Origin of the sequence: Nucisporomicrobium flavum (genome assembly GCF_016464385.1) — a bacterium.
GTDB classification, from domain to species: Bacteria; Actinomycetota; Actinomycetes; order Mycobacteriales; family Micromonosporaceae; genus Actinoplanes; species Actinoplanes flavus_A.
Genome location: NZ_JADMLH010000014.1, coordinates 124,024 through 141,220, shown reverse-complemented (window position 1 = coordinate 141,220; position 17,197 = coordinate 124,024). Strand labels below are relative to the sequence as shown.

17 protein-coding genes are annotated in these 17,197 nt (G+C 73.0%); 6 read left to right on the top strand and 11 right to left on the bottom strand.

The features are described from left to right. The first annotated feature begins 1 nt into the window (after position 1). Genes IT780_RS29050 through IT780_RS29040 form a run of 3 tightly spaced genes read left to right on the top strand, consistent with a single transcriptional unit; the run spans position 2 to position 2,089 of the window. A complete protein-coding gene (locus tag IT780_RS29050; protein WP_199514983.1) occupies positions 2–736 on the top strand; it encodes a cytidylyltransferase domain-containing protein in 735 nt (244 codons plus the stop codon). Continuing rightward, positions 733–1,773, top strand: coding sequence for a PseG/SpsG family protein (locus tag IT780_RS29045; protein WP_199514982.1), 1,041 nt, complete (start codon positions 733–735; stop codon positions 1,771–1,773). Before IT780_RS29050 ends, IT780_RS29045 begins: the two co-directional genes overlap by 4 nt. A gap of 10 nt (positions 1,774–1,783) precedes the next feature. Continuing rightward, the gene (locus IT780_RS29040; RefSeq protein ID WP_199514981.1) at positions 1,784–2,089 is read left to right on the top strand and encodes a nucleoside triphosphate pyrophosphohydrolase family protein; all 306 of its coding nucleotides are present in this window, start codon (positions 1,784–1,786) and stop codon (positions 2,087–2,089) included. Positions 2,090–2,099: 10 nt separating this feature from the next. On the opposite strand, the gene IT780_RS29035 is transcribed toward IT780_RS29040, so the two are convergent. Together IT780_RS29035 and IT780_RS29030 are read right to left on the bottom strand one after the other, a co-directional pair. Then, positions 2,100–3,392 (bottom strand): type II toxin-antitoxin system HipA family toxin, encoded by a 1,293-nt coding sequence (locus tag IT780_RS29035; RefSeq protein ID WP_199514980.1) that lies wholly within the window; start codon positions 3,390–3,392, stop codon positions 2,100–2,102. Then, positions 3,385–3,651: a helix-turn-helix domain-containing protein gene (locus IT780_RS29030; protein WP_199514979.1), complete on the bottom strand. Its 267-nt coding sequence runs from the start codon at positions 3,649–3,651 to the stop codon at positions 3,385–3,387. Before IT780_RS29030 ends, IT780_RS29035 begins: the two co-directional genes overlap by 8 nt. 195 nt (positions 3,652–3,846) lie before the next feature. Between IT780_RS29030 and IT780_RS29025 the strand changes: the two genes are divergently transcribed. Both IT780_RS29025 and IT780_RS29020 read left to right on the top strand, forming a co-directional pair. After that, positions 3,847–4,323, top strand: a complete 477-nt coding sequence (locus IT780_RS29025; RefSeq protein ID WP_199514978.1) for a response regulator transcription factor — start codon at positions 3,847–3,849, stop codon at positions 4,321–4,323. Between the two features lie 59 nt (positions 4,324–4,382). Then, the gene (locus tag IT780_RS29020; protein WP_199514977.1) at positions 4,383–5,426 is read left to right on the top strand and encodes a S66 peptidase family protein; all 1,044 of its coding nucleotides are present in this window, start codon (positions 4,383–4,385) and stop codon (positions 5,424–5,426) included. On the opposite strand, the gene IT780_RS29015 is transcribed toward IT780_RS29020, so the two are convergent. The 3 genes from IT780_RS29015 to alr are packed head-to-tail and all read right to left on the bottom strand — an operon-like array spanning position 5,410 to position 8,566. Beyond that, positions 5,410–6,456 (bottom strand): CapA family protein, encoded by a 1,047-nt coding sequence (locus IT780_RS29015; protein ID WP_199514976.1) that lies wholly within the window; start codon positions 6,454–6,456, stop codon positions 5,410–5,412. The two genes, IT780_RS29020 and IT780_RS29015, sit on opposite strands and share 17 nt — an antisense overlap. Then, entirely contained in the window at positions 6,453–7,451 is a 999-nt protein-coding gene (locus IT780_RS29010; protein ID WP_199514975.1) for a hypothetical protein, read from the bottom strand. Before IT780_RS29010 ends, IT780_RS29015 begins: the two co-directional genes overlap by 4 nt. Then, the gene (alr, locus tag IT780_RS29005) at positions 7,448–8,566 is read right to left on the bottom strand and encodes an alanine racemase (protein WP_199514974.1); all 1,119 of its coding nucleotides are present in this window, start codon (positions 8,564–8,566) and stop codon (positions 7,448–7,450) included. The genes IT780_RS29010 and alr overlap by 4 nt, the downstream gene beginning before the upstream one ends. Positions 8,567–8,938: 372 nt before the next feature. On the opposite strand from alr, the gene IT780_RS29000 reads away from it, so the two are divergent. Then, positions 8,939–10,255, top strand: coding sequence for a P-loop NTPase family protein (locus tag IT780_RS29000; protein ID WP_199514973.1), 1,317 nt, complete (start codon positions 8,939–8,941; stop codon positions 10,253–10,255). On the opposite strand, the gene IT780_RS28995 is transcribed toward IT780_RS29000, so the two are convergent. The 6 genes from IT780_RS28995 to IT780_RS28970 form a co-directional block, all read right to left on the bottom strand. After that, the gene (locus IT780_RS28995) at positions 10,248–11,534 is read right to left on the bottom strand and encodes an acyltransferase family protein (protein ID WP_199514972.1); all 1,287 of its coding nucleotides are present in this window, start codon (positions 11,532–11,534) and stop codon (positions 10,248–10,250) included. The two genes, IT780_RS29000 and IT780_RS28995, sit on opposite strands and share 8 nt — an antisense overlap. Continuing rightward, a complete protein-coding gene (locus tag IT780_RS28990; protein WP_199514971.1) occupies positions 11,531–12,601 on the bottom strand; it encodes a D-alanine--D-alanine ligase family protein in 1,071 nt (356 codons plus the stop codon). Before IT780_RS28990 ends, IT780_RS28995 begins: the two co-directional genes overlap by 4 nt. Positions 12,602–12,687: 86 nt before the next feature. Further along, positions 12,688–13,308 carry a TetR/AcrR family transcriptional regulator gene (locus tag IT780_RS28985; protein ID WP_199514970.1) on the bottom strand — a complete coding sequence of 207 codons (621 nt, stop codon included), beginning with the start codon at positions 13,306–13,308 and terminating at the stop codon, positions 12,688–12,690. A 26-nt stretch (positions 13,309–13,334) separates the two neighbouring features. After that, positions 13,335–13,739 carry a CAP domain-containing protein gene (locus tag IT780_RS28980; protein WP_199514969.1) on the bottom strand — a complete coding sequence of 135 codons (405 nt, stop codon included), beginning with the start codon at positions 13,737–13,739 and terminating at the stop codon, positions 13,335–13,337. Continuing rightward, entirely contained in the window at positions 13,727–14,635 is a 909-nt protein-coding gene (locus IT780_RS28975; RefSeq protein WP_199514968.1) for a GlcNAc-transferase family protein, read from the bottom strand. Before IT780_RS28975 ends, IT780_RS28980 begins: the two co-directional genes overlap by 13 nt. Then, on the bottom strand, positions 14,632–17,196 hold the full coding sequence (locus tag IT780_RS28970; RefSeq protein ID WP_199514967.1) for a hypothetical protein: 2,565 nt from the start codon (positions 17,194–17,196) through the stop codon (positions 14,632–14,634). Before IT780_RS28970 ends, IT780_RS28975 begins: the two co-directional genes overlap by 4 nt. Position 17,197 lies beyond the last annotated feature (1 nt).

The window sequence follows — 17,197 nt, the reverse complement described above, 5'->3', positions numbered from 1 at the left end:
TATGCGTACCCTCGGCATCGTGCAGGCCCGGATGGGCTCCTCCCGGCTGCCCGGCAAGGTGCTCCGGCGCCTCGGCGGGCGTACCGTGCTGGACCGGGTCGTCCGCGCCGCGCACGACAGCGGGGTGCTCGACGACCTGGTGGTCGCCACCACCACCGAGACCCGCGACGACGCGGTGGTCGCCGAGTGTGAGGCCATCGGCGTCGCGGTGCACCGCGGCCCGGTCGACGACGTGCTCACCCGGTTCCTCGGGGTGCTCGACGAGCGCGCGGACGAATCCGACGCCGTGCTGCGCTTCACCGCCGACTGCCCGCTGCTCGACCCCGAGCTGATCATGCTGGCGGCCAACGTCTTCGCGGCCACCCCGGACCTGGACTACCTGAGCACGTCCATCGCCCGTACGCTGCCCCGCGGGCTCGACGTGGAGATCGTGCGTACCGAGGTGCTGAGGCAGATCGACAAGCTCGCCACCGACCACCACCGCACCCACGTCACCTCGTACGTCTACTCGCACCCGTACGACTACACGGTGCTGGGCCTGACGCTGCAGCCCGACCTGTCGCACCTGCGGCTGACCCTGGACACCGAGGACGACTGGCGGCTCATCGAGGCGGTCGTCGCGCACTTCGGGGACCGGCCGGTGCCCGTACGCACGCTCGCCGACTGGCTCACCGACCGCCCGGAGCTGGCGGGAATCAACTCGCACGTCCGACAGAAGGAACTCGCGCAGGCATGAACGTCGGGATTCGGTGTGATGCGGGGGCTCGTACCGGGGTCGGGCACCTCGTGCGGTGCGTGGCGCTGGCCGAGGAGCTGACCGGGCGTGGGATCGGCGTGCACTTCCTCAGCGACCTGGGCGGCCTCGAGTGGGCGGAACGCCAGCTCACCAGCCGCGGCCTGCCCTGGCATCCCGCACCGTACGACACCGTCGGGCTCGTCGCGGCCGCGGACCGGCTGAGGCTGGACGCCGTGGTCGTCGACTCGTACGTGCTGCCGCCCGCACACTCGGCCGCCCTGCGCGCGTCCAGCCGGGCGGTCCTGGCCATCGTGGACGGCGACCTGCGCGGCCAGGAGGCGGACGTCTACGTCGACCAGAACCTGGACGCCGAACTCCTGACGCCCGGCCTGCCCGGGGGTGCGACCCGCCTGGCGGGCCTGGAGTACGCGCTGCTGCGCCGGGCCGTACGGGACCTCCGACCACCCGCCCCGCCGGTCTCCGCCCCAGCCCACGTACCCCGGGTCGTGGCTTTCTTCGGCGGCACCGACGCCTACCGTGCGGCACCCGTCGCCGCGCGCCTGCTGATCGACACCGGTGTCCCGTTCGCGGCGACGATCGTGGCCGCGACCGACGAGCTGCGCGCCGAACTGCTCGGGCTGCGGCCGGCCGACGGGCAGCGCCTCGACATCATCGCGCCCACCGACGAGCTCCCCCGCCTGCTCTCCGCCGCCGACCTCGTGATCAGCGCGAGCGGCACGTCGACCTGGGAACTGCTCTGCCTCGGCCGCGCGGCCGCGCTCGTCTGGGTGGTCGACAACCAGATCCTCGGGTACGACCGCACGACCGCCCGCGGCCTCGCGGCAGGCCTCGGCCACCTGCCGACGCTGCGGGACTCCCCGCCCGAGGCGATCGACCGGCTGCGCGAGCTGCTCTCAAGCCCCGCCTGCCGAGCCGAGCTGGCCGCCCGGGCCTGGGCCGCGGTCGACGGCCAGGGCTGCTCCCGGGTGGCCGACGCCCTGCTCGACGCGGTCCGCGCCGTCAGACCGGGCCGGTAACTTACCCGGCATGGACCTGCGCCACCTGTCCGACGACGTCGAGAAGGTCTCCGAGCGGTACGCGAAGGTGTTCGGCATCCGCCGCGACGACACCTGGTTCCTGCTCAAGCTTCAGGAGGAGGTCGGCGAGCTGACCCAGGCGTTCCTGATGCGGGCCGGCCAAGCGCGGGACAAGGGCCGCTCACCGGCGGACCTGCACGCCGCCTTCGCCGCGGAAATCGCCGACGTGGTGTGCCACGCGCTGTTGCTCGCACGCCACTTCGAGGTGGACGTGGCAGCCGAGATCGACCGAAAATGGCTCTCCCGCCTGCGCTGAGACCTAGCGATCAGCGTCGCGCGAGGGCACGCCGGCAGTCGGAGACATGCTTGGTCACCCGTGCCGCCAAGCGCCCAGGCAGATCCGACTTGAGCGCGGCGACCGCTTCGTCCCGCGCAGACTCCCGGAAGGCGTCCGGGAGTCGCTCGGCCAGGTCCGCCACCCGGTCCAGTACCCGGTCGGCATCGAGTTCGTTGCGCTCGGCGAAGGCCCGCCAATGACGTGCGCCGATCGCACTCACCCGGTACTCAGATCCGATCTTCATGGCGAGGCGAAGCCGGGGCAGGTACATGTCGTCGTAAGGCAGGCTGCTCGCCAGGTCGTACAACGGCGCTAGCCGCACCTGCCTGCCTTCCAGCAGCAGGGAGTAGTTCTTCGCGTGGGCATCCGTGCCGGCGACGAACCAGTTGAACGCCAGCGCGTCCACGAAACGATCGACCTCGCCCTCAGCGACTACAGACGGTTCGACGACCCTACGCAGGAGGGCGATGATGTGCTCCGGTCCTGGGCCGCCGTCACTCTGGTACTTCGACGTGGGAGCCAGACCGAGCGCCTGGCACATGTCCTCCTGGTGGACGCGCAGGATGGTTCCGTCGGGACCGGGCCAGCGGTCGTACCGGTCGACGACGACAGCACGCTCCCCGTCGAAGGAAAGCACCTGCGATTGCGCCGTGCGCAGGCCGGCGACCTGAGCGGCGACCATGCAGAGATGTTCGTTCAGATCGTGGTCGTCGAGACCGGCGATCGCCGGCTTGATGATGTGCGTCGTGGGCACCGCTCCCGAGGGGTCGCCCCACGATCCGGTACGCGCGTCGCAGTACAACGCCGTCTTGGCCTGCGCCCCCGCGAGGCTGAACTGGCCGCTACCCGGGAGATGCCAGGCAGCGGGGTCACCCCGGAGGGCTCGCAGGCGCGCTGCGACCGCATCGTCGGTCAGCGGAACGACCTCTCCCTTGCGGGCGAGGAGGGCGGGCAATCGCTCGGGCCGCACGAACTGCACTGCTCCGGCGCAGTCCTCACCGACATGGGCCAGCAACGCGTAGGGGTTGGCGGCGGAGACCTGGAAGTCGCGGGCCCATCGCTCCAGCACTCGTTCGTTGTCCGGAAGGAGGCCCTGACAGAAGGCTCGCACGACCGGCCCCTCATGAACCTTGACGCTGGGCGGCATGGAGAAGGAGATCGGCATCGTTCCTGGCAGCGAGATCCACTCGTCGGTGTAGGTCAGCGTGAGGACACCCGCCGCTCCCTGTGCCAGGGTCGCGGCATGGCGGCCGGCCAGCAGGACCAACAGATGATCAGTCACGGCGGTGGTCCAGCCGACTGAGGATGACGTCCAGGTCGATGTCCGACTTCGGCGGCGGGTTGATCTCCAGGATGAGGTCGAGGGCGGCGACGAGCTTGAGGACCAGGCCGACCTCCGCGGTGGCCTTGCCCGCCTCCAGGTCCGACAGCCAGCGGCGGCTCAGGCCGGCGCGTGTGGCCACGGCGGCCTGGCTCAGGCCTGCTCGCCGGCGGACCTCGCGGAGGTGGTTGCCGAGGTCCGAGGGCCGATCGATGCGCATGGGGACCTCCCGATGGGAACGTACGTGCACATCCTAGCTCATGTGCGCGTACGTTCTCATTCGCTTCGTTGTGCACGTACGTTCTCAATGGTCTTGATGTGCGCGTACGCGCACATCCGGCGATACGGCTCAGTGATTTCCGGGGTGGGCCGAACAGAGCTGCGGACTCCCGGAAAGCCGGATCGAGGTGTTGCCGTGACCACCGTTCTCGTTGCCGATGATGATGCCGATCACCGCGAGCTCCTGACGCTCGCGCTCACGCGGTTCGGGCACCGTGTCGTCGCGACCGCGGATGCCGAGGCCGCGCGGCGGGCGCTCAGCGCCGGGGGGATCGAGGCCGCGCTGCTCGATGTGCGGATGCCCGGGGAGTCGGGGATCGACCTGTGCCGCCGGTTGCGGGCCGATCCGGTCACCGCCGGGCTGCCGATCATGCTGGTCAGCGCCGACGTCAACGGGCAGCGGGTGCTGGCCGGGATGGCGGCCGGCGCCGACGATTATCTGACGAAGCCGTACCCGCGGGCCGAGCTGTGCGCGCGGCTGGAGGCGTTGCTGCTGCGCCGCAGCCGGGGCGCCACGCTGCCTTCGACGGCCGCGAACGCCGCGATGCTGGCGGCTCGGGCGGCCGTACCCCTGCCGCCGCAGACCGAGCGCGCCCTGCCGAAAAGCGCCTGAGCGGAGTGCCTGAGCGAAAACGGTGTGCGGCCCCAGCGGGCCGGCTGCTTGAATGCGGCATGCGTCCCGACTTCCGCTCGCCGCCCAAGCTCACCCCCGGTGACCGCGTCGCGGTCGTCTCGCCCTCGTTCGCCGCGCCGGCCCTGTTCCCCGCCGTGCACGAGCAGGGCCTGCGCCGGCTGCGGGAGGAGTTCGGGTTGGAGCCGGTCGAGTTTCCGACGACCCGGCGGCACGCGACGCCGGCCGAGCGGGCCGCCGACCTGATGGACGCGTACGCCGATCCGGGCATCCGTGCCGTCTTCGCCACGATCGGCGGGGACGATCAGATCACCGTGCTGCGGCACCTGGATCCGGGGCCCTTCGCCGCCGATCCGAAGCCGTTCTTCGGCTACTCGGACAACACCAACCTGCTCAACTGGCTGTGGCACCACGGCGTCGCCGGCTACCACGGCATGTCCACGATGGTCCACCTCGGCCGGGGCGCCGGCGTCCAGCCCGTGGTCGCCGAGTCTCTGCGCGCGGCGCTGTTCACCGGGGGCGACCTCGTGGTGCGGCCGGTGGACGAGTTCAGCGACGAGGAGGTTCCCTGGACCGAGCCCGCCGCCCTCACCACCTCGGCGCCGGCGTACCCGAGTCCCGACCGGTTCTGGCACCGCGCCGACCGGGTCGTGAGCGCGCCGACGTGGGGCGGGAACCTCGAGATTCTGCATTGGACGCTCGCGGCGAACCGGTGGGTACGCCCGATCGCCGACTACGCCGGGTGCGTGCTGTTGCTGGAGACGTCGGAGGAGATGCCGTCGGACACCGAGGTGTTCCGGATGCTGCGGGACTTCGGCGAGCGCGGCCTGCTCGAGCAGTTCCCAGCCGTCGTGGTCGGCACGGCGAAGGGTACGTCGCTGGAGAACGCGCGGAGCCGGGAGCAGCGGGCGGACTACCGGGAGAAGCAGCGGACGGCCGTGCTGCGGGCCTTCGAGGCGTACCACCCGGAGGCGATGATCGTCTTCGGGGTGGACTTCGGGCACACCGATCCGCAGTGGGTGCTGCCGTACGGGGGTCGCCTGACGGTGGACGGGCCGGCCCGGACGATCACTGCTCACTACTGACCCGGCCGAGGCCGGCGCAGTCACGGAGGTCGGTGAAGTTGGTGCGGGCGAGGTCGGCGTGCCACCCGGTGAGCGCCTTCGGCTGCCCGGTGCCGGAGACGACCGTGGGCACGAACTCCGACCGCACCACCTGACGGTCCCGTACGGTCAGCCGCAGCACCCCGGCCCGCGCGCTGTACGGCTGGAACAGCCCCGAGCTGTACCAGAGGAAGTTGCCCAGCCCGTACGCGATGTAGGCCTTGCCCGACCGCCCGGCGCCCTGCAGCACGTGGGCGTGCGCGCCCACGATGATGTCCGCACCGGCCTTGACCAGCCCGTCTGCGAAGTCGCGCTGGAGCCGGTTCGGACACCGGTCGCCCTCGGTGCCCCAGTGCGGCAGCACGACGACGAGGTCGCTGTCGGCGCGGGCGGCGCGGACGGCGGCCAGCGCCCGGTCGGTGTCGAAGGCCATGGCGAGCCCCGCCTTGGTGTCCCCCGCCGCCCATTCCGCGGCGAGGTCGTCGACCTGGCTGAACGCGAAGACGGCCAGGCGCACCCCGCGGACCGTACGCCGCCACGGCTTGTACGCCTCGGCGACGTTCTTGCCGGCGCCGATGGTGCCGATCCCGCCCTTGCGCGCGGCGGTCATCGTGTCGGCGAGGCCCTGCCGGCCGTAGTCCAGGCTGTGGTTGTTGGCCAGCGACACCGCGTCGATGCCCGCTGCCTTCAGAGCCGGCACGGCCGCGTCGCGCGCCCGGAAGAGGTACCGCTTCGGTTCGGGCTTGCCGCGGCCCGTGATCGCCGTCTCGAGGTTGACGAACGTCAGGTCGCCCTCGGCCAGCTCGGTGGCGATCGGTCCGAACGCCGTGCCCGGGTTCGCGAGGAGCTTGTCCACCCGCCCCTCGAAGTGCACGTCGCCCGCGAAGGTCAGCGTCACCTCGGGCACCGCGGCGCTCGCGGTCTGCGGCGTGGTGTCGTTGCTGTCGGAGGCGCATGCGGCCGCGGTGAGCAGCAGCAGCGCGCAGATCGCCGAGGTCGGTCGCCGCCTCATCGGGCCACCCCCGCGAGGGCCCGGCCCCGCACCTGCCGGACCACCGCCATCAGGACGAGACCTCCGAGGGCGATGCCGGCCACGAGAGCGAGCGGCTCGGCCAACGCCACCGCGAGCTGCACTGTGGACCCCATGGCCGACAACCGCGCCAGCAGCGCTTTGTCCGCGAGCCCCAGGACCGGAACAAGCAACGAATACATAGGTACGGCCGCAGCACCCACCGCCATCAGGGCACGGAACCGGAGTCGCGCCGCGACCGCCAGCGCGAACGGCAGGGCTGCCAGCCCTGCCACGACCACAGCGAGGTCGGCGGGGAAACGGTCGACGCCGAGCACGCACGCCCCCACGACGGCCACCACGGCACGCGCGACGAGATCCCGCCAGGACGACGGCCGCACCGCGTGCTCGATCTGAGGGGCGAACCGGAGACCGGCGGCCAGGAAAACGAGGAACGAGACCGCGCTGGTCAGCAGCGTGGCCGCGCACAGGACCGCCACGAGCGCGGCTCCGGGCACCCGCTGGACCGCCTTCGCGATCAGCGGGAACAGCGCCAGCGCCCACAGCAGCGACAGCTCCGGCGGCGGTAGCAGCGCGACGCTCAGCAGCTCACGGGAATCGCGCATCGGCGTGCCGACGAGCCCGGGGTCGATGCGGCGCAGCAGCGCCACGGTGCAGGCGAGCCACGCGTAGTGCGCCACCAGCACCGGGACCACCCAGGTCAGCAGGAGGCGCCCCCACGGCAGGACGACGAGCCGCTCCGCCCGGCGCCCGAGCACGACGAGGAACAGCGGCGCGCCCACCACCCCGGCCGCCCCGGCCACGGCCCACCAGGCGAGCGGCACGGGGATCGTGATCGCCCACTCGATCTGCAGGTAGTGGCGGGCCACGACGTACTGGGTGAGCGCGGCGCAGACGCCGAGGCCGGCCGCCGCCGCCAGCGCCCGCGTGGTGTCCGTCGGCTGCGCCGGCTCGGTGGCCGGCCGGGCCTGCGTCACGGGGCGCCTTCGTATCGGCGGGACACCCGGGCGCCGATGCCGGTGAGGATGTCGTTCGGGTTCGTACCCGCCCAGGCGGCCCACTCCGCGGCGGTCGGCTCGCCCCCGTCGCCCGGGCCGAACATCACCGCGTACTCGCCCGCCCGGACGGGGAGGTCACCCACATCGAGCACCACCTGGTCCATGCTGACGCGGCCGGCCACCGGGCAGCGGACCCCGTGCACCAGGAACTCGGCCCGGCCGGCCGCCTGCCGCGGCACCCCGTCGGCGAACCCGAGCGGCACCAGCGCCAGCGTGGTCTCGCGATCGGTGAAGAAGTCGGGGCCGTACGAGACCCCCGTGCCCGCCGGCACCCGCTTGGTGAGCAGCACCTGGGCCCGTACGGTCATCGCCGGCCGCAGCCCGAAACTGCGTCCCGGCACGGGCTCGATGCCGTACAGGCCGATCCCGGCGCGCAGCAGGTCGTGGCGCGCCTCGGGGACCTGCAGGCCCGCGGCGGAGTTGGCCAGGTGCAGGATCGGCGGGTCGATGCCCGCGGTGAGAGCGGTCTGCCGGCCGACCTCGAACTCGTGCAACTGCGTGCGCAGATGCGCGCTCTGCGGGTCCTCCGCGCCGGCGAGGTGCGACCAGAGTCCGCGTACGCGCAGCAGTCCGGCGCTCTCGAACTTGCGCGCCCACGTGAAGAGCTGCATCCACTCCTCGACCGGCGCACCGCCCCGGGACATGCCCGTATCGATCTTGAGGTGGACGGTGGCGACCGTGCCGGTCCGGTCGGCCGCGTCGGCGAGCGCCTCGAGGGCCTCGACCCCGCCGACGGACACGTCGATCCCGGCCCGGAGCACCTCGTCGAACGTCTCGGTGGGCGGGTACAGCCACAGCAGCAACGGCTCGGTGAAGCCCTGGGCCCGCAGGGCCAGCGCCTCCGGCACCGACGCGACGCCCAGCCAGGTGGCGCCGTGGCGCAGCGCCGTACGCGCGACCTCGGCCGCCCCGTGCCCGAAGCCGTCGGCCTTGACCACCGCCATCATCCCGGCGGGGCCGGACGCGGCGGCGAGCACGCCGGCGTTGTGGGCGATGGCGTCCAGATCGACGACGGCCTCGGCCATCGCCGTCATCGCCCGGCCCTCGATCGGGACGTGGAGTTCAGCACCGGCGCATGCTCGAGGAGGTCCGTGCTCGATTGGAAGGTCATTCTCTGATCAATCCGCCACCGTCACGGACTGTGCCCGCATCGCGACGCACTTGCCGGAAAGGGCCATGATGTCCCCACGCGGGGGCAGAAGCCGGACGGCGGAGGCGACACGCGTGCTCGACTGGCGGCAGGACGACACGGTTAAGAGACCGACGGAGACGATCTCGCCCGGGGGGAGAAGCGTACGACGATGCAGACCGGATGCGAAACAACGATCCGCGCAGACGTCCACGGATTCCCGCCGCGCTGGGCGCGAGGCGGGCCGCCGCAGGGCAAGGCTCGGGAGGAGCACGCGGTGACGCGCCTGGAGCAGTACCTGCGCTCGGCCCGCAACCGGGCGTTCGTCGGCCGCGCGGCGGAGATGGCCGCGTTCCGAGCCGCGCTCGCCGGCGGTGAGGTCTTCACGGTTCTCTACCTGCACGGGGCGGGCGGCACCGGCAAGACCACGCTGCTGCGCCGCTACGCGGTCGAGGCGGAACGCGCCAACCGCCAGGTCGTCCGGGTCGACTACGAGCCCGGCGACATGGCGGCCGGCCTGCTGACCGCCGTACCGCCCACCCCGGCCGGCAGCGCCGGACCGGTCCTGCTCGTCGACGGGTTCGAACGCTGGCAGCCGCTCGAGCCGTGGCTGCGCGACGAGTTCCTGCCCGGCCTGCCGGTGGGCAGCGTCGTCGTGCTCGCCGCCCGCACCCCGCCGGCCGTCGAGTGGACCGCCGATCCCGGCTGGAACGCCGTCCTGCGGGTCCAGGAGGTCGGCGCGCTCTCCGCGGGCGAGGCCAAGGTGCTGCTCGACCGCAACGCCGTGCCCCGCCAGCGGCAGCCGCTGCTGCTCGACCTGGCCGGCGGCAACCCGCTCGCGCTGCGCCTGGGCGTCGAGGAGGTCGCGAGCGGCAAGGACGACGACAGCGTCCGGCTGGCCGTCGCGCAGGCCGTGCTCCGGCAGGTCGTCGGCGATCTGCCGTCGGCCGCGCACCGGCACGCCCTGGAGGTGTGCGCGCACGCCGAGACGACGACTGAGAAGCTGCTGCGGGCCACCGTTGCCGACGGCGACACGGTCCAGCTCTTCCGCTGGCTGTGTGAGCTGCCGTACGCCGAGTGCGGCCCGTCCGGCGTCCGTGTGGAGACGTTCGTGCGCAACGCCGTCCGCACCGAGCTGAAGTGGCGTGACCCGATCCGCCACGACGCCGTCCTCGCCCGGCTGGAGCAGGACACCGCGCTCGCCGCCCCGATGCGCGTCGAGTCGCTGCCGCGGCCGGAATTCGACCAGGCCGTCCGCGACGCGCTGCGCTCGTGGCGCCGGCCGGACCTGCTCGCCACGAATCCGCTCGTGCACAGCCGGATGGTGGCCGCGGCCGAGCCCCAGGCCGACCCCGTCGACGCCGTCCGTACGGTCCTCAAGTCCACGCTGGACGATCTCGGCGAGGATCCCCGGCAGCTGAAGTCGCACCGCGCGCTGATCGCCACGTACCTCGGTGGCGCCCCGACGCAGGAGGCCGCGGCCGAACGGCTGGCCCTGCCGTTCAGCACCTACCGGCGGCACCTCAACCGAGGGCTCGAGGTGCTGTGCAGCCTGCTCTGGCGGCGCGAGTCCCACGGTGTCGACCTCACCTGACCTGCGGGAGAACCATCGTCGGCTGCTCGTCCCACACCGGCTCGGGGGACGGTTCGACGGCCGGTCCGGCGACGGGTGCGACCGGCGCGGTTGGCTTGGCCGGCGCTGACGCCCGCTTCCGGGAGGGCAGGTCGAACAGCCAGGTGCCACCCGCCGAGCGGATCCAGCCGTTGAGCGTCAGGCACACCCCGGTGAGCAGCGCCGTGAGCGCCAGCGGCAGGAACAGCGCGAGCAGGATCTGGATCGGCGTGCCCGCCGACGAGAAGGGCCGCAACAGGGCCGCGTGCATGAGGGCCAGCAGCGGCATGTGCATCACGTAGATCGGCAGGGTGTTGCGGCCCAGGTGCGCCAGCAGGTCACCGACCCGGGTGAGCCGTTCCAGCTGGACGGCCGCGGCGATGCCGACGACCACGGCCATCGCGCTGACCACCGGCCACACCCCGAACCACTGCTTCGCCCCGAGCTGGCGCAGCGCCAGCATCACCACGAGGTAGCCGGCGCCGCCGACGAGCAGCATGCGCAGGTTCGCCGTACGGGCCCAGCGCTCGACCCAGGGCTTGAGCCGCAGGCCGGCGAGGAAGAAGAACAGGTTCTGGTAGAGCTGCCCGCGGTTGCCCGGCGCCGCCAGCAGCCCGGCCGACGCCGTGGCGGACAGCAGGAGAGCCGGCACCAGCACGGCCGCCACCGGCAGGTCACGGGTGAGCTTGGCGACGACGAAGTAGACGGCGAGCGCCACCAGGTACCACAGGTTGGTCGGCGTGATGGTCACCTGCTCGAGCACGTCCAAGGCGCTGTGCGCGGCCAGCGTCTCGAAGCTCGGCACCATCGCCAGCACCGTGGTGTGCACGATGAACCAGATCACGTACAGGTAGTAGAACTTCGCGATCCGGCTGCGGGCGGTGACCGCCCAGGAGCGCTGCACCGCGGCCGCGGCGAAGAGGCCGGAGATCGTGAAGAAGACCGGCATGCGCAACGGCAGCAGCTGGTCGCCGAAGGTCCCCCACACGCCCGGGATCGGGGCCGGCAGGTGCCAGTCGATCTGCAGGTAGTGCTTCATGATGACGTGCCACATCACCACGAGCAGGATGCAGACGCCCTTGGCCACGTCGGCCCAGCCGGCCCGCGGCTTGGCGGCGGGAACCGTCGGAGCGTCCGGAGCCGGCTTCTCCTTCACCGCGGTGATCACCTGCGTCGCGTCGTCGTCCCACGCGGGGCCGGCGGAGGAGCCGAGGCCGCCGGGCAGCCACCCGTCGGCCGCCGGGCGCTCCGGCCGGGTCACGACGGCAGCGCCGGCGCGGGCCGGCGGGCACCGGCCAGCGCGGTCTCGATCAACAGGTCCAGCAGCTCCGGGTACGGCGTGCCGGCCGCCTTCCACATCCGCGGGAACTGCGACATCGCGGTGAGGCCGGGCATCGTGTTGACCTCGTTGACGGTGAGCGACCTGCCCGGCTCGACGAAGAAGTCCACCCGGAGCAGCCCGGAGCAGCCGAGCGTGCGGAAGACCCGTACGGCCTCGGCGCTGAGCCACGCGGTCGTGTCCGCGTCGAGGTCGGCCGGGATGACGAACTCGGTGAGCCCCTCGCGGTACTTGGCGTCGTAATCGAAGAAGCCGTGGTCGTCGGCGACCCGGATTTCCAGCGGCGGGCTCGCCAGCAGGCGTCCGTCGGGCAGCTCGAGCACGCCGACGTCGATCTCCCGGCCGGGCACCCCCGCCTCCACCAGCACCTTCGTGTCGCACAGCCGGGCCGCCTCGACGGCCTCCGGCAGCGCCGCCCAGTCGTCGACCCGGGAGACGCCGATGCTGGACCCGCCGCGGGCCGGCTTGACGAACGCGGGCAGCCCCAGGGCGGCCCGGTCCGCCTCGGTCACCTCGTCGGCGTCGCAACGCAGCACCACCCCGTCGGCGACGGCGATGCCCTCGGCGGCGAGGATCTTCTTGGTGAACTCCTTGTCCATGGACGTGGCGCTGGCCAGGACGCCGCTGCCCACGTACGGGATGCCGGCCAGCTCGAGCACGCTCTGCACCGTGCCGTCCTCGCCGTACGGCCCGTGCAGGACCGGCATGACGACGTCGACGTGGCGCAGCGCCTCGAGCGCGCGGAACAGGCTCTCCACGATGGTGGGACGCCAGCCGTCCGGCTCCGGGGTCATCTCGCGGAGCGCGGCCTCGTCGACGGCGGACGTGGCACGGTCCACGCCGACGATCCACTCGCCCTCGACGGTGATGCGCACCGGCACGACCTCGTAGCGGCCGCGGTCCAGGTACTGCACGACGCTCGCCGCCGAGCGGCACGACACGTCGTGTTCGGTGCTACGCCCGCCGAAGAGAACCGCCACTCGGGTCATTGGGGGCACGTCGCATCACTCCACGCTCGAACTACTCCGGCACACTGGGCGTGGATCGTGCGGCAATCTACTGCTCACCCGGAAGGTCAGTTACTGATCAATCGGTCCAGGGCGCGCAGTTCCGCCGCGAAGACGAGGTCCGGTTCGAGGCCCATCGCGGCCAGGTGCCCCTCGATCTCCAGGCTGACGAAGCCGTGCAGACGGCTCCAGAGGGTCAGCGCGTGCAGGGACACCGCCGGGTCGGCCGTACCCGCCCAGGAGCGCAGCTGCCGGGCCAGCGCCGCCTCGGGGGCCGGTCCGGCACCCGCGGCCCGCAGCAGCGGATCCATCGCCGACCGGGCGGCCGCCGTCACCCGCTCGTCCCACGCGTCGAAGCTGGGCAGCGGCCCGGTGAACAACAGCCGGTAGCGGTGCGGCTGGGCGACACCCCAGGACCGGTACGCCGCCGCCAGATCGGCCGGCCGCAGCGGCGCGGCGGTCAGGGCCGCGGTCAGATCGGCGTACGCATCCAGCACCAGCTCGACGAGCAGGGCGTCGCGCCCGGCGAAGTAGCGGTAGAGGGCCGGCCCGGACACGCCCAGCTCCTTGGCGATCGCGTTCAGCGAGAGCGCGTGCGGGCCGCCCTCGGCGAGCTGACGCAGCGCCGCCTCCTTGACCTCTCGGCGCATCTGCTCCCGGAAACGGTCCCGGATCCCCCTCGCAGCCATCCCGTCAAGCTACAAGCAACCGCCGGTCACCCGGGGACCGCGAAGTTCTGCGTCCAGACCAGCACGCCGCGACGGTCGGCGGCGAGACCGACCCCGAGCTGCGTGTACTCGGTGCTGAGGATGTTGGCCTTGTGCCCGCGGCTGTGCATCCAGGCGGTCATGACCTGCCGGGCGTTCTCGTGCCCCCAGGCGATGTTCTCCCCGACGAGCGCGAAGACGTACCCGGTCAGCGCGACCCGGTGCCCGGCCGTGGTGCCCTCCGGCGAGTGGTGGCTGAAGTAGCCGCGCGCCGCCATGTCGGCCGAGTGGGCGCGGGCCGCCTCGGCGAGCAGGGGGTCCGTGGTCAGCCGGGGCAGGCCCGCCTTGCGCCGTTCCTCGTTGACGATGCTCGCCACCTTGCGCTCCAGATCGGCCCGGATCAGGGAGCGCATGGTGCGGGTTGCTCGAACCGGTTCTCCGCGAACCGGATGCCGGTGTACGCCTCGAACTGCGCGACCGTCCGGTGCGGACCGACGCCGTACCGGCCGGGGGCGGGGTGCAGCAGCAGGTTGCGGACGCGGCGGCGGCTCTTGAGCTCGTGGTCGTACCAGGTGCGGCCGGCCGCGGGGTCGTTGTGGTCGTCCCAGTGCCGGACCCGGCCCTGGCCTCCCCACAGGTGCCACATGACCGTACGGGCCGGCGCGGAGACGTCCCATCCCCACGTGAAGGCGCGGACCGCCGTGGTGATCTCCTCGCCGTAGAAGTAGATGTGCGGGTCGTTGGGCACCTCGGTGATGAAGGTCGCCGCGGCGAACATCAGGTGGCCGCAGACGAGCCCGGTGGGCACCGGCCCGGCCCGCTCCCGCCAGTCGGTGATCGGTTCCGCATCGAAGAACGGCATCCCGGTGGGGTCGAAGGCGTCGAACCGCATGCGCAACGGGTCTGCGGGCGCCGGCGGCCGGTCCGGGGAGTACCCGGGGCACCAGCTCGACAGCAACGGCTTGTCGCCGGGGGCCCGGGCGAGCTGGTCGAGCAGGGTCTCGTCCCAGTGCGGCGCGAACCGCTGGTGGCTGTCGGTCTGCAGGTAGTGGTCCTCCCCGCCGTACAGCCGGAGGGTTTCCGCCCGGGCCCAGCCGACGCCCCGGCTGGACCGATGGTCGGTCTCGATCACTGCCACCCTCGGGTCGTCGCGCAGCGGCCCGAGGTCGTCGCCGGCGGCGCGCTGCCAGCAGATGCCGACCCGGATCAGGTCGGGGCGACGGGCCTTCGCGAACAGGTCCAGCACGGTCGGCACCAGCTCGCTGTCCCGGTACGCCGGGATCGCCACGAAGATGGACGGCGCGGTCACCGGCGCAACCCCGGGACGGCGCCGAACCGGGTGGCGGCGGCCGGGCCGATCCGGCTGAACGAACCCGCGCTGCCGACCTGTTCCATGGCCCGGCTGAGCGAGTTCAGCGCGAGGTCGTCGAAGGGCACCCTGCCCCGGTCCGGCTCGTCGGCGGCGAGCTCGCGCAGCAGCAGCCGGCCGCGGACGCCGGGACCGGGCAGCACGGCGTCGAGCACCTTGAAGCTGGTGCCGGGCAGGAACACCACCCGCGACTCGGCGCGGCGGTCGTCCTCCGGCTCGAGCAGCCGGGTACGCCGGGCGGTCATCGACCAGATCAGCACGTCGAGCTCGCCGGGCAGGTTGAGCGGGGGTTCGGTGAGCGCGTGGGTGAACCCCCAGTCGGTGAGCACGCCGCGGTCGCGGATCCGGGCGACCTCCTCGGCCGTCAGGTCGGACACCAGCGAGGTGGCACCCCGGTGTGAGGGCAACCGGCGCAGGCCGGCGGCGACACAGCGGGCGAACGGGACCTGCGGTCCCACGTCGCCTTCGCGCAGGGCCTCGTCGAGACCATCGCCCACTGCGGACAGATAGAGGCGTACGGCCACCGCGTCCACCATCGTGTCCGGGTCGGCCTGGAACCCGGGGTACTCCGACAGCAGCCGGGACACCGAGCTCGCGGCGGCGTCGAACTCGCGGGTGAGCGTGCTGCGCAGCCACGCGCGTTCCTCGGCGAGCCCGGCCGGGGTTGGCAGGCCCTGGGCATCGGGGTCGGGATCGACCTGAAAGGACATCGGGCCATGGGGCCGCACCCGGTCGAGTGCCACCAGGACGCGCTCGGCGGTTTCGGGGGGAAGCAGCGAGGGCTCGCTGTGCTGCTGGGGGCGATGGGCCGTCGGGGCGACGCGCAACGGCAACGCGTTCTCGTCCGCCTCGATGGACGCCGGCGCGGGAGCGGCCTCGTGCCGGGAGCGCACCGGCGCCGTGGTCACGACGGCCGGTGAGACGGGAGCGACCGACTCCTCCCAGAGCGGGACCTCCGCGGTGCGGCCGGCCCCCGGTGGCGGCGGGAGGGAGACCGGCAGGTCGCTCGCCTGGGGAGCGGCGGGAGCGGCGGGAGCGGCTGCCGGCTGAAGGCTGCCGCCGGCACGCCCGCGGGAGCCGGACCCCAGCGTCTTCACCTCGGGCGCAGGCACCGTCAGGCCGGTCACCTCCTCGGCGGGCGGCGCAACAGCAGCGGGCGGCGCGACCGTGGCCAGCGCCTCGTCGAGCGCGAGGTCGGCGGCGCTGAAGCGGTACGTCAGCCCGTCGGTGAGCTCGCCGGTGGCCGGGGCGACCCGCGGCGCGACGGGCACCAGCGCGGAGGCGAGGTGCAGCGTGCAGCGGTCGCGGGTGGGCGGGTCGAGCCGGGCCGCGAGGTCCTCGGCCAGTTCCCGCAGTCGCGCGACGCGGGCAGGCTCGGCGTCGTCCACGATCAGCGCGGGGTGCCGGGGGTCGGCCACGCGGGCGCGGATGCGGTCGGCGTACCGGGGTGCGGTCGCGGCGCGCAGCCACAGTCCGGACTGGACGATCTCGACCACGGCGTCGTCGGCGTACCGGTAGACGCGCGGCCCGGCCGCCTCGCCGAGCATCAGGGGCGCGCGGTAGCTGAGAATCTGCGGCAGCGGCGCCGCGGCGTTGGCGCCGGCCCGGGGCCGATATCCGAGTTCCCGGACGAGCACCTGCCAGCCCAGTGCGCCGTCCTCGGCCACGGTGTGGATGCGCGGACGCTCCGGCTTGCCCACCGGTACGCCCGTGAAGCAGGCGATCGGCCGTTCGAGCAGGTCGGCGAGCGCCTGGCCCAGCACCTCGCCCTCGGGCAGCTGCACGGGTCCGTATTGGACGAAGCGCGCCCGGTCACGACCCTCGTCGCCGATGCCGCGCCAGAACCGGGCGACGTCGTCGAGCGGCAGCGGCGGGGTCCCGGGGCAACCGAGCACCACGGTGAAGGCCTGCGGCTGGCACGGCACGGACGACGCCAGCAGCTGCCAGTGCGCGCGTACGGCGGCCTCGTCCCGGCCGTCGCGGATCCACACACCGGCCGGCAGCGGCTCGACGGCGCCGTGGGCGCTCGTGGGCAGGAACTCGGCGGCGGCCGCGTCCCAGTCCGGCCGGGGATACCGCTTCGCCTCCCAGTGCGGCGGCCGTCCGGGCTGGTACCGCACCCAGCCGCTGCCCTCGGTCGCGTGCACGAACAACGCGCCGGAGGCGCCTCGGATCAGGTGCCCGTACGGCGCCACGACCGGCCGGCCCAGGCGGTCGGACAGCCACTGGCCGGCGAGCACCGAGGTGTCCTGGCGGGCGCCGCACACGACCAGCCGGATGCCGCCGCGGCGCCGCCGGTGCAGGGCGCCGGCGACCGACTCCCAGATGCCGACGGGCAGGTCGTCGTGCAGGTCGAGGACGACGATCTCGTTGTCCGCGTCGTGCGCCACGGCGAGGGCCAGGGACTGCGCCTCGGAGCTGATGCGCTCCCGGGCGTGCAGGACGAGCGCGTTGCCGACGGTGTGCTTGCCGATCGTGACGGTGGGCGCTGAGCTGCGCATC